Source organism: Arthrobacter sp. 10T413_2 (assembly GCF_056394205.1).
Map to the genome: position 1 here is coordinate 1 of NZ_JBFTHK010000114.1, position 13654 is coordinate 13654.

The window sequence follows — 13654 nt, forward strand, 5'->3', positions numbered from 1 at the left end:
GGGTGAGGCGTACTTCMCGAACTCCCCCGTCCTGATCGTGGAATCCACGTTCGCCGAGGCCTGCATCCTGGAGACGTACCTGCTCTCCGTGCTCAACCACGACTGCGCCATCGCCTCCGCCGCGTCCCGGATGATCACGGCGGCCGGAAACCGTCCGTGCATCGAAATGGGGTCGCGCCGGACGCATGAGGAGGCGGCCGCCGCCGCTGCCCGCGCCGCAGTCATTGCCGGGTTCGACAGCACCTCCAACCTGGAGGCCGGATTGCGCTATGGGCTGAAGACCGTGGGCACGGCCGCCCATTCCTTCACGCTCCTGCATGATACGGAACGTGAGGCCTTCGAGGCCCAGATTGCCGCCTTCGGCCCGGAAACCTCGCTCCTGGTGGACACGTACGACGTCGAAACGGCGGTCCGCACGGCCGTCGACCTCGCCGGGGACAAACTGGGCGCGGTCCGGCTGGACTCCGGGGACCTCGTGGCCCAGGCCCAGTGGGTCCGCCAGCTCCTCGACGAGCTCGGCAATGACCACACCAAGATCGTGGTGACCTCCGACCTCGACGAATTCGCCATCGCGGCGCTGCAGTCCGCACCCGTGGACTCCTACGGCGTCGGTACGTCGCTGGTGACCGGGTCCGGGGCCCCGACGGCCAGCATGGTCTACAAGCTCGTCAGCCGCACCGACGACGCCGGGGACTTCATTTCCGTCGCGAAGGCCGCCAAGAACAAAGCCAGCAAGGGCGGCCGCAAGTACGCGCTGCGCAAGCTCAACGAGCGCGGGACCGCCACCCAGGAAATCGTCGGCGTCGGCCACCACCCGGAGGATGACGGCAATGACCGTCCGCTCCTGCAGCAGTTCGTCAAGAACGGCGAGCTCCTGCCCGGGTGGACCGGCCCCGAGGGGGTCCAGCGCGCCCGGCGGCGCCACGCGGAGACCATGAGGGAGCTCCCCGCCGTCGTCAACCGGCTGCAACGCGGCGAGGCGGCAATCCCCACCATCTACGAGGAGGACTGAATGTCCCGCGCCCTGATCATTGTTGACGTCCAAAACGATTTCTGCGAGGGGGGTTCCCTCGCCGTCGCCGGCGGGGCAGCCCTCGCCGGCGAGATCAGCGAGTACGTCGACGCCCACCACAGCCAGTTCGACCACATTGTGKCCACCCAGGACTGGCACATCGATCCGGGGGCGCATTTCTCGGAGAGCCCTGACTTTGTCGACAGCTGGCCGCGGCACTGCGTGGCGGGCACCCGGGGGGCCGAACTGCACCCCGACCTGGACCCCGAGTACATCCAGGCATACTTCCGCAAGGGCCAGTTCGCCGCGGCGTACTCCGGTTTTGAAGGACTCCTAGCCCCCGAGGACGACGTCCCCACCGGCGACCGGAAGCCCGGCGCCATGCCCGTCTCCGAAGCCGGTCCCGGCGCCGAAGACGCCGAAGACTCGGTGAGTGCCTTTGCCGCCGGCGACGATGCGATCGGACTGGACGACTGGCTGCAAAGCCACGACGTCGAGGATATCGTGGTGGTGGGCATCGCCACGGACTACTGCGTCAAGGCGACCGCCCTGGATGCCGTCCAGGCCGGCTACTCCGTCACGGTGCTGCGCGGGCTGACGGCCGGAATCGCCGAAGACCTCGACGACGCCGTGGCCGAGATGGAGTTCGGCGGCGTCGATGTCCTCTGAGCCCGCCGCCGCAGTAGACTCGACATCCTTGCCAAATCGCCAGTCTTGCCATTTTGACCGTCCCGTAGAACCCCGGAGTACACCATGAAGAAGACCCTGACCGTCCTGATTGCCGCCGGAGCGCTGCTCGCCGCCGCCGGCTGCTCGGCTTCACCGCAGCTGACCAACGAGGAAACCTGCGCCCGGGTCAAGACCGTGGTCTCCGCCCCGTCGGCCACGTCTGACAAAGCCGGCATGAACAGGGTCGCCAACCAGTTGCGGCCCATCAAGGCCGCGGCATCGGATGACCTCCGGGCTCCGCTGCAGACCATCATCGAATACTTCGACGAGTCCGCCAAGCCCAACCCCGACGCCGCCAGGCTGGAAACCATGAATGCCGATTACACCACGGCCGGCCAGACCTACGGCAAGATCTGCGGCAACGGCCAGTAACCRGAGCGCAAGAGACTGTTTCACACAGCGAAGGGACCAGGCCACCGGCCTGGTCCCTTCGCTGTTGCTGCCATGCTGAGCGGCKCCGGCGGCTATTTCCGCCCGATGAACCAGTCCTGCAGCTTCCGCAGTCGGGTCTGCAGCTGTTCCTCGTTGGCCTGGGCGACGGCGGGGCCGCCGCAGACGGTCCGGAGTTTGGTGTGGATGACGCCGTGCGGGGTCCCGGTCCGGGCGGACCACGCCGCCACGTTCTTGGCCAGCTCGGTGCGCAGGTCCATGAGCATCCGGTGGTCCGGCACGGCCGGCACTGCMGCCTCGGGCGCGGCACCGGCCTGCGGGGCGCGCCTGTTCTTGCGGTTCAGCTGCTCGTGCTGGCGCTGGCGCAGCAGCGTGCCGACCTGTTCGGCGTCGAGAAGTCCGGGGATTCCGAGGAAGTCGAGCTCGTCCTCCGAACCCACCTCGCCGCCGGTGCCGAACTCGCCGCCGTCGAAGAGCACGCGATMAAACGACGCCTGCGAGTCGAGGGCCTCGAACTTGCCCTTCATCAGGGTGTCGGAGGCCTTCTCCTCACGGTTGGCCTCGTCCACGAGCGAGTCCTCGGGATTGAACAGACCGTCGCCGTCGTCCTTCTCCGGGCGGTCCAGGGCGTGGTCACGCTCGGCCTCCATGGAGTTGGCCAGCGCCATCAGCTGCGGCACCGAGGGCAGGAACACCGACGCCGTTTCGCCGCGCTTGCGGGCACGCACGAAGCGGCCCACGGCCTGGGCGAAGAACAGCGKGGTGGAGGTCGAGGTCGCATAGACGCCGACGGACAGCCGCGGCACGTCGACGCCTTCGGACACCATCCGCACGGCCACCATCCAGCGTTTGTCGCCGGCKGAGAATTCCTCGATCTTGTTGGAGGCCTTGGCGTCGTCGGAGAGGATGACCGTGGGCGATTCKCCGGTGATCTTCTTCAGCTGGCCGGCATAGGCCCGGGCGTCCTCGTGGTCGGTGGCGATGACCAGGCCGCCGGCATCAGGGACGCTCCGCCGCACTTCGCTCAGGCGCTTGTCCGCTCCGGCCAGGACGGCGGGGATCCATTCGCCGGCGGGGTTCAGCGCGGTGCGCCAGGCCTGCGAGGTGATGTCCTTGGTGACGGCCGACTCGCCCAGGGAGGCGGCCATTTCATCGCCCGCGCTCGTGCGCCAGCGCATCTGGCCGGAGTAGGCCATGAACATGACCGGGCGGACCACGTGGTCCCGGAGCGCCTTGCCGTAGCCGTAGGTGTAGTCGGCCTTGGAGCGGCGGATTCCGTCCCGGTCCTCGGCGTACTCCACGAACGGGATGGGCGAGGTGTCGGAACGGAACGGGGTGCCGGTCAGGGACAGCCGGCGGGCCGCGGGGTCGAATGCCTCGCGGAGGCCGTCTCCCCAGGACAGCGCCTCGCCGCCGTGGTGGATTTCGTCCAGGATCACCAGCGTGCGGGCGGCCTCGGTCTTGGCCCGGTGCAGCATGGGCTTGCTGGCCACCTGAGCGTACGTGACGGCGACTCCGATGAACCCGCGGCCGTGCTGGCCGTCGGCGTTCTTGAAGTTCGGGTCGATCGCGATGCCGACTTTGGCGGCGGCGTCGGCCCACTGGCGCTTCAGGTGGTCGGTGGGCGCCACGATGGTCACGCGGTTCACGACGCCGGACTCGATGAGCATGGAGGCCACCCGCAGGGCGAACGTGGTCTTGCCGGCGCCGGGGGTGGCGACCGCAAGGAAATCCTTGGGATGGGTGCTGAAGTAGCTGTCCAGCGCCTCCTGCTGCCAGGCGCGCAGCTTCGGCGCGGTGCCCCAGGCGGCCCGCTCGGGATAGGCGGGGGGAAGCACGGGTCCGCCGAAGAGTGTCTCTGTCACTGGGGCGCCCCCCATCCGCGCATGGCTGCAGCCGACGGAGAAACCCAATTAAGCACAAAAACACCAATCTTTTTCGGATGGACCGCGGGCAGTACAAAAGCGCGGCAGCGCAGCGGCGCGTTGCCGTAGAGGGACATTACACGGGCACTACAGGGTGACGCCTAACGGATCCTGTGCGGTCCGTTAGCCCTCACGTGCCGCTATTTATCGCCGGAGCCCTTGCCGCCGTCGTTCCCGGGGCGCAGGCCCTCGTAAACTTCCTTGCATTCTGGGCACACCGGKAACTTCTGCKGGTCGCGGCCGGGCGTCCAGACCTTGCCGCAGAKCGCGATCACGGGCTCGCCGGTCAGCGCGGATTCCATGATCTTTTCCTTGCGCACGTAATGCGAGAAGCGCTCCCGGTCACCGGGCTCCACTTCCTGGCGCAGTACCTCGCGCTCGATCGTGGCCGTTGACGTCCCGGCTCCGGAGAGCTCGCGCATCGGGTCGTTTTCGAGAGGATCGGTCATGCTAGTCATGACACCCATCTTAGCCGTTGGAAGCGCGCGGCCGGACCCGCGCGCCGCCCGCGGCGGGGCTGCGCGATGCCGGCGCGATGCCGGCGGCGGGGCTCAGAGGCCCTGCCAGGCAGGTTTGTGGTCATAGCTGTGGCGGTAGTAATCGGCCAGCCGCAGCGAGGACGCCGCCGCCTCGTCCACGAGGACTGTGGCGTGCGGGTGCAGCTGCAGCACCGACGCTGCACAGATGGCGGAAACCGGGCCCTCCGCGAGATCCCGGACGGCCTGGGCCTTCTGCGCGCCGGTGGCGACGAGGATCACGTGGCGGGCGTCCAGGATGGTGCCCAGACCCTGCGTCAGGACGTGGTGGGGGACCTCGGCGAGGCTGCCGAAAAACCGTGAGTTGTCCCGGCGTGTCTGCTCGATCAGGGTCTTGATCCGGGTCCGGGACGCGAGGGACGAGCCTGGCTCGTTGAACCCGATATGGCCGTCGGTTCCGACGCCGAGGAGCTGCAGGTCCACTCCCCCGGCATCGCGGATGGCGTCTTCATACCTCTGGCAGGCCGCGGGGATGTCCGCCGMGGCGCCGTCGGGCACGTGCACATTGGCGGGGCTGATGTTGACCCGGGCGGTGAATTCGCGGGCGATCACCTGGCGGTAGGACTCCGGATGGTCCGCCGGGAGTCCCACGTACTCGTCCAGGGCGAAGGCCCGGACCTGGCTGAAGTCCAGTCCGTCGCGCTCGTGCCGCAGCGCCAGCTCGCTGTAGATGGGCAACGGGGTGGAGCCCGTCGCCAGGCCCAGGACGGCCMCGGGTTTGCGGCGAAGCAAGGCTTCCACCGCATCGGCCGCCAGCGATGCGATCTGCTTGCTGCCCGGAAGGATGACAACTTCCATAATCCCTGCCTTTACCTGGCTGACCTGGCGTTCGGGTCTGCGCACTCCCAGCATGCACCCGTCAGCGGTTGACGGCCAGTTGTGCCAGCAGCTCCGGTGCCCGGCGGTCKAGCCAGATTCCGCCAGCCCTGACCCCGGTGGCGAACAGCGCGAGCCCCAGCACCGGCCCAAGGACCAGGGCGATCCAGCCGGGCACGGTGCTGCCGGTGATGAACTGTGCGGCCACGAGCCCCGCTTCGGGCGCCACGAGGACCATGAGGGCCGCCATGCCGCCGAGCTGCACGGCAAGGGTCTGGGCCACGTTGCCCGGCGGTTTCTTGAACGGGCTGTCTCCAGGCAGCGGGACGCTCACCGTGTAGCGCGCCGAGACCACGGAGGACAGGCCCAGCCCGCTGAACRGCACGCCGAGCGATAGCCCCAGGACCGCGGGCAGCTTGGCCCAGTCCCCCGTGACGAAGAACGGCCCCACGCTGAACAKGAGCACGACGGGCAGCGCGAAGCTCAGGCACGCCAAAGCCCGGCCGAGCCGGTCGTCGGCGCCGCGCACTCCGGTGGCCACGTGCAGGGCGAATGCAGTGCTGTCGTAGGACACGTCCGTGGAGATCGACCAGGCMAGGAGGAAGGCCGTCAGCGGACCGACAAACTGGAACGGGCCGTAGAACCCGCTCTGGCTGCCCTGGAACAGGAACAACACGGGCAGGAGCGGCACGACTACAAGGGCGCCGGCGTAGCGGGGATCGCGCAGCCAGTAGTACAGGGACCTCGCGGCGACGGCCGCGGCCGGGGTCGCCGGGAGCACCCCGAACAGGCCCGGACCGCCGGAACGGCGCTTGGAGGTTCCCGCGTAAGGCGGGGTCACCAGGGCTCGCTGCAGCAGGACCTTCCAGGCCAGGGCGAGCCCCGCCAGCGTGGCCACCGCGATGAGAAATTTCACGGCGGCTGCCCCGTAGTGGCCGGCGGCGAACTCGCCGCCGAGCGAAAAGGCCGCGCCGGCGGGCGTCCAGGACAGCGTCCGGGCCAGGCTGGCCAGAAAATCGCCCGAACCGGCGATTCCCTTCGCGATGCCCGCCACGATGGGTCCCATGAGGACCAGCGGGATGAGGAAGGCGACGGCACTGATGTCCTTGAAGCGCCGGGAGCTCGCCAGCCCTGCCGTCGCGGTGGTCACGACCTTGGACAGCACGACGCAGCTCAGCACGCCCAGCACCGCGCCCACGAGCGCGCCGGCCGCGGCGGGCACGCTGCGGGACCAGGTGCCCACGGTGGCGAGCGCGACGAGGGAGGTGGCAAGGCCCGGTATGCCGATCAGGCCGCCCAGCGCCAGCCCCGCCAGCAGTTGCGGCATGGGCACGGCGAAGGTGGTGAAGCGGGCCGGATCCAGGGTCATGTCGGCCGCAGAGACCGCGACCGGGATGATGGCCCAGCCCAGGAGTGCTGCCGCGCCGCCCAGGACCACGACCGTCTGGGCGAGCTCAATCTCCTGGCCGCGCAGGAGCAGCAGCCCGGCCACCAGGAGCCCGACGATTCCCAGGGCGTACAGGGTGCCGATGCCGAGGCCCACCAGCTGCCAGGGGCTGCGCCTCACGCTGTTGCGCAGGAGGGTCAGCTTGAGCCTTAGAAGGTGCGCAACCATTCCAGTCCCTCCGTGTGGTTGCGGCCGCCCACGAGCTGCACGAAGCGGTCCTCGAKACTCGCCCCGGCACGGACTTCCTCCACCGTGCCGGCTGCGAGGACCCGGCCGCCGGCGACGACGGCGACGTGGTCGCACATGCGCTGGACCAGGTCCATGACGTGGCTGGAAACGATGACCGTTCCGCCGGAGGCGACGTAGCGGTCCAGGATGTCGCGGATGTTGGCCGCGGAGATGGGGTCCACGGATTCGAAGGGTTCGTCCAGGACCAGGAGCCGCGGCGCGTGGATCAGTGCCGAGGCCAGGGCGATCTTCTTGGTCATGCCGGCGGAGTAGTCCACCACCAGCGTGCCGGCGTCGTTGGCGAGGTCCAGGGCCGCAAGCAACTCCGCCACGCGCGCGGCCACCGTGTCCCGGTCCATGCCGCGCAGCAGGCCGCCGTACGTGACGAGCTGTTCGCCGCTGAGGCGGTCGAACAGCCGGACGCCGTCGGGCAGGATCCCCATCAGCTTCTTGGCCTCCAGCGGATGCTGCCAGACKTCCACGCCATGGACCAGCGCGGTCCCGAAATCGGGGCGCAGCAGTCCCGTCGCCATGGACAAGGTGGTGGTCTTGCCGGCGCCGTTGGGGCCGACGACCMCGTAAAAGGATCCGGCAGGAACGTCCAGGGTGATGCCGTCGACGGCGATTTTGTCGCCGAAGCGCTTGGCGAGGCCGAGCAGGGACAGGGCAGGGACCGTCGGCGCGGACGGGCCGTGCGGGGCTGGCTGTCCCTGCTGGTCAGGGGGCTGGTAAGTCATGACGCTAGACTAACCGCCCCCGGTCGCGAAAAGGATCGTCCGCAAGGCGTAGCTTCCCCCGCGCCCGCAACCGCACCCGCGCAGCAACTACCCGCACCTGCACCCCACACCCATACCAGGGAGTTCTAGAACGAATGCCGGGGTACGGCGCGCTCGTACTGCGGCGGCCAGGCAAGGTCGTGGCCGAGCTCGAACGCTGCCCGCAGCCACCAGTGCGGATCCCGCAGGGCGGCACGGGCGATGAACACGCCGTCGGCCTGGCCGGTGGCCACCGCGTGCTCGGCCTGCCCGGCCGAGGTCAGGAGTCCCACMGTGCCGGTCTTGACCCCGGTTTCGCGCCGGATCCGGGCCGAAAACCCCGTCTGGTAGCCGGGACCGATCGGAATTTGCTGGTGCGCCACGGCGCCGCCGGAAGAAACGTCCACCAGGTCCACTCCGTGCTCCGCGGCCGCGCCGGCCAGCCGCACAGAGGCTTCGGCGTCGATCCCGCCCGGCGCCCAGTCGGAGGCCGAGATCCGCAGCAGCAGCGGCATGGAGTCGGGGATGACGTCGCGGACGGCGTCCACCACGGCAAGCGTCAGCCGGTTCCGGCCGGCCTCGTCTCCGCCCCAGCRGTCCGTGCGGTCGTTGACGAGCGGGCTCTGGAACTGGTGCAGCAGGTAGCCGTGGGCGCCATGGATCTCGATCGTGTCAAAACCGGCAGCGACGGCCCGCACGGCGGCTGCGGCGAAATCGGCGATCACGCCGTCGATCTCCGCGTCAGTCATGGCCGACGGCGGCGCGTAGCCGTCGAAGGCACCGGTGCCGGGACCCACGGTGTCCCAGCMGCCCTCGGCCGCCGGTACGCTGCCCGACTTTCCGGAGAACGGCCAGTAGGACGACGCCTTGCGGCCGGCGTGCGCCAGCTGGGTGCCGATCCTGGTCTCCGCAGTGCCGTGCCGGTGCACGAAGGCGGTGATGCGTTCCCAGGCCGCAGCCTGGCCGTCGTTGTAGATGCCGGCRTCGCGGGGGCTGATCCGGCCCTCCGCATTCACGGCGTTGGCCTCGGTGAGGATGAGGGCCGCTCCCCCGGTGGCGAACGAGCCCAGGTGCATGAGGTGCCAGTCGGTGGGCACCCCCTCGCCGGTTTCAGGCTCGCAGCTGTACTGGCACATCGGCGAAACCCAGCCGCGGTGCTGCAGCCGCAGGGACCTCAGCTCCAGCGGCGTGAAGAGTGCGGATCCCACTAGAACAGCACCCGGGCCAGTCCCTGACGCGCCTTGGCGACGCGCTCGTCGCCGGTGCCCACGACGTCGAACAGTTCGAGCAGCCGGACCCGGGCGGTCTCCCGTTCCGGGCCGAAGTTCCGGCCGATGAACGTCACGATCCGGCCGAGGCCGTCCTCGATGTGGCCGCCGGCGATGTCCAGGTCTGCGACGCCGAGCTGGGCGTCGAGGTTGTCCGGCTCATCGGCGGCGAGCCGGCGGAGGGCGTCGGCGTCGGGCCCGGAAAAGGACTGGAGGCGTGCCATGAGTTCCACCTGCGCCAGCCCGGCCTTGGCCTCGGCGTCGGAKGGCATCTCGTTCAGGGCCTGCCGGTAGGCGGCGGCGGCCGCGTCGTAGTGGCCTGCCTCGATCGCGTCGAAAGCGGCCTGGTGCAGCGGCGACAGCGGCGGAGCCTCCGGTTCCCCGCTGCCGGGACCGCCGGCGCCGATCCGTCCGGTCACGCCGTTGGCCGCAGCGACCTTGAGAAGTTCATCGAACAGGCTGCGCACCTGCTCCTCGTCGGCACCGCCCTGGAAGAGCGGGACGGGCTGGCCCTTGACGACGGCGACGGCGGTCGGCACGGCCTGGACCTGGAAGGCCTGGGCCAGTTGCGGAAAGGCGTCGATGTCCGCGGCGCCGAGCACCAKCCGGCCGTCGTAGCTTTCGACGATGTCCTCCAGGGCGCCCACCAGTTGCCCGGAGTCCGGCGAATAGGAGGCCCACAGGGCAATCACCACGGGCACCTGCGCCGAGAGCTCCACCAGCTCCTGGAAGTTGCCTTCGGTGACGTCTACCCGCAGCGGACGGCTGGCGTGTTCGGCGCCGCCGGCTGCCGGAGCGGGCGGAGCGTCGGTGGAGCCTGTCCGGCCCGCCCCGGCAGCAGGCGGCGCCGGACGCTGTTTCAGGGCAGAGAGATCGACGGCGCCGCGCAGGTTCAGCGGGTTGGCGGCAACTGGCGGGACCGGTCGGGAAGCTGGCGTTGTCATAGCTCCACTCTAGCCATTGAAGCCCCGCCCGGCGCCACCCGCGCCGCCGGTGGCGGCTACTTGAAAGCCGCTCCGACCAGGCCGCGGGTGGCTGCCAMGAGCTTCATCGGATCCTTGGACCCGGCCGGCGGAACATAGACCGCCACCGACTCGGCGAAGTTGAGCACCATGCCGGTGCTGGTCTCCTTGCCGCCGGCCAGGGCAGCCGCGTCGTCGCMGATCGTGAGCTTGTCGCCCTCGGCCTTCGGAGTGCCGTCGAAGGAGAAGTTCAGGCGGCCCAGGACCAGCGMCCCGCCGTCGGMCGTCCGGAACACGACAGTATTCTCCGGGGCTACCTTGTGCGTGAAGGCAAAGGTGCCGTTGACGCCGGACGTGACGACGTCGGCCTGATAGGCGAGGGTGTCGGCGATGTAGGGGGAGGACTGGCCTTCAACGAGCTTGTCCTTGAAGGCGGAGTCGGCCTTGGTCAGGCGGTCACCCAGCCCGGCGAGCGCTTCCTCGCCGCTGTACAGCAGGCCCGACTTGTCCGAGGGCGCCAGGGTCTCCGTGCCGCCCCGCCCGATCGCCGGGAACGTGGCTCCGGGCTGCAGCKGCGTGCTGCTGACGAGCTTGTAGTTATCCCGCGGGGAGGCCTGCGTCAGGGTCAGCACCTGCGGGACAACATTGCCCTCGCCCTGCGTCACGGCCATGACGGACCGGGGCCAGCTGCGCTTGTTGGTGACCACGGTGGTCAGGAGCTTCGTGGAGCGGACCGGCATGCGGGCCTCGTAGGAGCCCACCTGGGACCGGATCTTGTAGTTCTGCGTGCGCACCTCGAGCTCGGACTGTGCCACGCGCGGCTGCAGCTTGGCGGCGTCCTTGGCCGCGTCGCCGGCATCGACKGCACCGGCAACCTGTTCCAGGACGCGGCGGAACTGGGCGTCCAGGAGCACCGGGGCATCGGCGGCCTGGTCCGGGCCGGAGGTGCCCGGAGTCGCGCTGGCGGAGGCAGAGGCACTGGATGCCGGGGCGCTGGCGCTCGGCGAGGGGGCCGGGGTCTGGCTGGCCTGGGCAGCCACGGAGGTTCCGGTGACGGCGGCGGCCGTCAAGAAGGCAACCACGACGCMGGTACGGCGTKCGGTGCGGGCACCCCGCTTCTGCTCGGGCACAGTTTGTTCACGCACGGTTTTTTCGGGCGCAGTCTTCCCGGGCGAGGTCTTTTCAGGCGCGGTTTTTTCAGGCGCGGTTTTTTCAGGCGTGGTTTTTTCAGGCGTGGCCGGCTGCGGCGCGGTGTCGGGGGCGGTCTCTTCAGAGCCGGCCGGCTGCGTGCCGGCCGTTGAACCCCGGTTCCCGCGGCGTGCCGCGGCCTTGGCCTGCGCGCGGCGGGCGAACGGGCTGCCTTCACTGCCTTCACCCCCGCCGGTCGGGGTGCCGGAGCTCCGGTTGCCGGCCTTGGGCTTGAGGACCAGCAGTGCCACGCCGGCGATGATCAGCAGGCCGCCGAGCACCATGAACGGAATGGCCCACGGCGTGKAGGTGTCGTTCGGGAAGGTCATCGTGATGGTGCTCGGGGCGGGCTTGGTGCCGTCCGTTGCGAGGAGGAGGGACCAGTCGCCGTCCGCTGGCGCGTTCCAGGAGTAGTTCATTTCACCGCTGGCGTTTTCGGTGGTGACCCAAAGATCCGAGCCGGCGGGCGACGGCGCGGTTGCTTCGCCGTCGGTATGCGTCAGCTGCAGCGCCTTGCCGTCGTCGGACACGCCGGCGACCGTGTTGTGCGCGGTCTTGCCCACCCAGGCGTTGACGTCGTCCGGGCGTCCTGCGGCCAGAATGAAGCTGCCCTCGCCCTTGACGTTGATCTTCACGGTCCCGGGGTGCAGCGTCCTCAGCTTCTCGTCGAAGACGGTCAGCGGCGCCGCAGTACCGGCCGGAGCGGTGGCCGTGATGGTCTCCGGAGGAGCCCAAAAGGTCTTCTGGCCAATTCCAGCCAGCAGTGTCAGGAGGCCGAGCAGCACCAGGGCGACTGCAGTCTTGAAACGCAAAATACACCAATCATCAGCGGACACGTAGCTTCAATAGTAACCGTTTTGTTACCCGCGAGTCAGATCGGCGGCCCGGCCCGCCCCCGTCCGGCGCCCCCGCGCCGGCGCCCCGCCCTTGAGCTGACAAGCCTGCTGATAGTGTTTGCGGTGATCATCACACCAGCGCAGCCGCCATGGCGCCGCAGAGAATTAAGGGCATTCACCGCAGTGACTGAAGATACGGATTCGTCCTCCGCAGGACCGGAAGAAGCCCAGGAATCCGGCAGCCAGAATCCTGCCCCGCAGCCGATTGCCTCCCGCCCMCGGGTGGCCGCCGCCGGAGTGCTTCTGTCMTTGGCCCGGCGGTTGCGTCAGCCCCTGCCGGGAGCCCAGCCGCGGCTCCGCTTCGAAATGCCTCCTGAGCACGAGGCCGAGGACGAAGGGGCAGCCGGGGCCGGTGACGCCGGACGCTTCGGCAGTCCAGGCCCCCGGATGTCTGCCCAGCATCCCCTATATATGGGCTTCATGGGCACGGTGGGCGTGGGCGTCGCACTCCTGGTCTACTGGATCGGCTCGAATACCACGCAGCTGCTCCTGTGGATCGTCACGGCGCTGTTCATCACCCTCGGACTGGACCCGGTGGTGCGCTGGCTCGAAGGCAAGAACGTCCCCCGGGCCGCCGGCATCCTCATGGCCGTTGCCACCCTGGCCCTGGCGGTCGCGGCGTTTTTTGCCACCCTGATCCCCACGATCGTGCAGCAGGTGACGCAAATCGTGCAGCAGGCGCCGAAGTGGGTCCAGGAGTTCGTTGACTCGGACTTCTTCCGGAGCATTGACCAGCAGTTCGGCATCCGGGACCGCATCACGCAGGAACTCGAGAATTTCGTCAACAACCCGGATGCCATGGGCGGCATCTTCGGCGGCGTTGTGGGCTTCGGCTCCACGGTGGCCAACGGGCTGTTCGGCGCGCTGATCGTGCTGGTCCTGAGCCTGTACTTCCTCGCGGCTTTGCCCGCGATGAAGAAATGGGGCTACCGGCTCGCGCCGCGCTCGCGCCGCCACCGGGTTCAAGCCCTGTCGGAGGAAATCACCGGTTCGGTGGGCAACTACGTGATCGGCCAGGCCGTCGTGGCGGTACTGAACGCCACCTTCGCCTTCATCGTGATGTCGATCATCGGCGTGCCGTTCGGAACGCTGCTGGCGTTCGTCGTGGCCCTTCTGGCGTTCATCCCGCTCGTGGGCGGCATGATTGCCGGCTGCCTGGTGACACTCGTTGCGCTGACGGCCGGCTGGCAGACGGCGCTCGTGTTCGCCATCTGCTATTTCGCCTACCTCCAGTTCGAGGCCTACTTCATCTCGCCGCGGATCATGCAGAAAGCCGTGGCGGTACCCGGTGCCGTCGCCGTCATCTCGGTCATCGCCGGCGGCAGCCTGCTCGGCGTGCTCGGTGCCTTGATCGCCATCCCCACTGCGGCGGCGGTCCTACTGCTGCTCAAGKAGATCTTCATCGCCCGCCAGGACAACCGCTAAGTCGTTTTCGCACCGATTTCGGACAGCCGCACCGTGGATCCACGGTGCGGCTGTCCTTTTTCGGTGCGGTTTTGACG

At 69.1% G+C, this 13654-nt stretch carries 13 protein-coding genes; 5 read left to right on the top strand and 8 right to left on the bottom strand.

The window, feature by feature from the left end; all coding sequences use genetic code 11:
* From AC1DBQ_RS16225 to AC1DBQ_RS16235, 3 genes are all read left to right on the top strand, one after another.
* On the top strand, positions 1-1012 hold a 1012-nt coding region (locus AC1DBQ_RS16225), incomplete at its 5' end, for a nicotinate phosphoribosyltransferase (RefSeq protein ID WP_476929483.1).
* Complete coding sequence (locus tag AC1DBQ_RS16230; protein WP_476929484.1) at positions 1013-1681, top strand: isochorismatase family protein; 669 nt, start codon at positions 1013-1015, stop codon at positions 1679-1681.
* An 84-nt stretch (positions 1682-1765) separates the two neighbouring features.
* Complete coding sequence (locus tag AC1DBQ_RS16235) at positions 1766-2113, top strand: hypothetical protein (protein ID WP_476929485.1); 348 nt, start codon at positions 1766-1768, stop codon at positions 2111-2113.
* Between the two features lie 92 nt (positions 2114-2205).
* Here AC1DBQ_RS16235 and AC1DBQ_RS16240 read toward each other — a convergent pair whose 3' ends face one another.
* From AC1DBQ_RS16240 to AC1DBQ_RS16275, 8 genes are all read right to left on the bottom strand, one after another.
* Complete coding sequence (locus AC1DBQ_RS16240; protein ID WP_476929486.1) at positions 2206-3996, bottom strand: DEAD/DEAH box helicase; 1791 nt, start codon at positions 3994-3996, stop codon at positions 2206-2208.
* Positions 3997-4196: 200 nt separating this feature from the next.
* Entirely contained in the window at positions 4197-4514 is a 318-nt protein-coding gene (locus tag AC1DBQ_RS16245; RefSeq protein ID WP_476929487.1) for a DUF3039 domain-containing protein, read from the bottom strand.
* A 93-nt stretch (positions 4515-4607) separates the two neighbouring features.
* A complete protein-coding gene (nagB, locus tag AC1DBQ_RS16250) occupies positions 4608-5390 on the bottom strand; it encodes a glucosamine-6-phosphate deaminase (RefSeq protein ID WP_476929488.1) in 783 nt (260 codons plus the stop codon).
* Positions 5391-5451: 61 nt separating this feature from the next.
* Complete coding sequence (locus AC1DBQ_RS16255) at positions 5452-7023, bottom strand: transporter (RefSeq protein ID WP_476929489.1); 1572 nt, start codon at positions 7021-7023, stop codon at positions 5452-5454.
* Positions 7005-7820 (bottom strand): ABC transporter ATP-binding protein, encoded by an 816-nt coding sequence (locus AC1DBQ_RS16260; protein WP_476929490.1) that lies wholly within the window; start codon positions 7818-7820, stop codon positions 7005-7007. The genes AC1DBQ_RS16255 and AC1DBQ_RS16260 overlap by 19 nt, the downstream gene beginning before the upstream one ends.
* A 125-nt stretch (positions 7821-7945) precedes the next feature.
* Positions 7946-9046: an NADH:flavin oxidoreductase/NADH oxidase gene (locus tag AC1DBQ_RS16265; RefSeq protein WP_476929491.1), complete on the bottom strand. Its 1101-nt coding sequence runs from the start codon at positions 9044-9046 to the stop codon at positions 7946-7948.
* Positions 9046-10050, bottom strand: a complete 1005-nt coding sequence (locus AC1DBQ_RS16270; protein ID WP_476929492.1) for a co-chaperone YbbN — start codon at positions 10048-10050, stop codon at positions 9046-9048. Before AC1DBQ_RS16270 ends, AC1DBQ_RS16265 begins: the two co-directional genes overlap by 1 nt.
* 56 nt (positions 10051-10106) lie before the next feature.
* Complete coding sequence (locus AC1DBQ_RS16275) at positions 10107-11138, bottom strand: hypothetical protein (protein ID WP_476929493.1); 1032 nt, start codon at positions 11136-11138, stop codon at positions 10107-10109.
* 31 nt (positions 11139-11169) lie between these two features.
* On the opposite strand from AC1DBQ_RS16275, the gene AC1DBQ_RS16280 reads away from it, so the two are divergent.
* Entirely contained in the window at positions 11170-11670 is a 501-nt protein-coding gene (locus AC1DBQ_RS16280; protein WP_476929495.1) for a pentapeptide repeat-containing protein, read from the top strand.
* A 605-nt stretch (positions 11671-12275) separates the two neighbouring features.
* Positions 12276-13577, top strand: coding sequence for an AI-2E family transporter (locus AC1DBQ_RS16285; RefSeq protein WP_476929494.1), 1302 nt, complete (start codon positions 12276-12278; stop codon positions 13575-13577).
* The last annotated feature ends 77 nt before the right edge of the window (positions 13578-13654 follow it).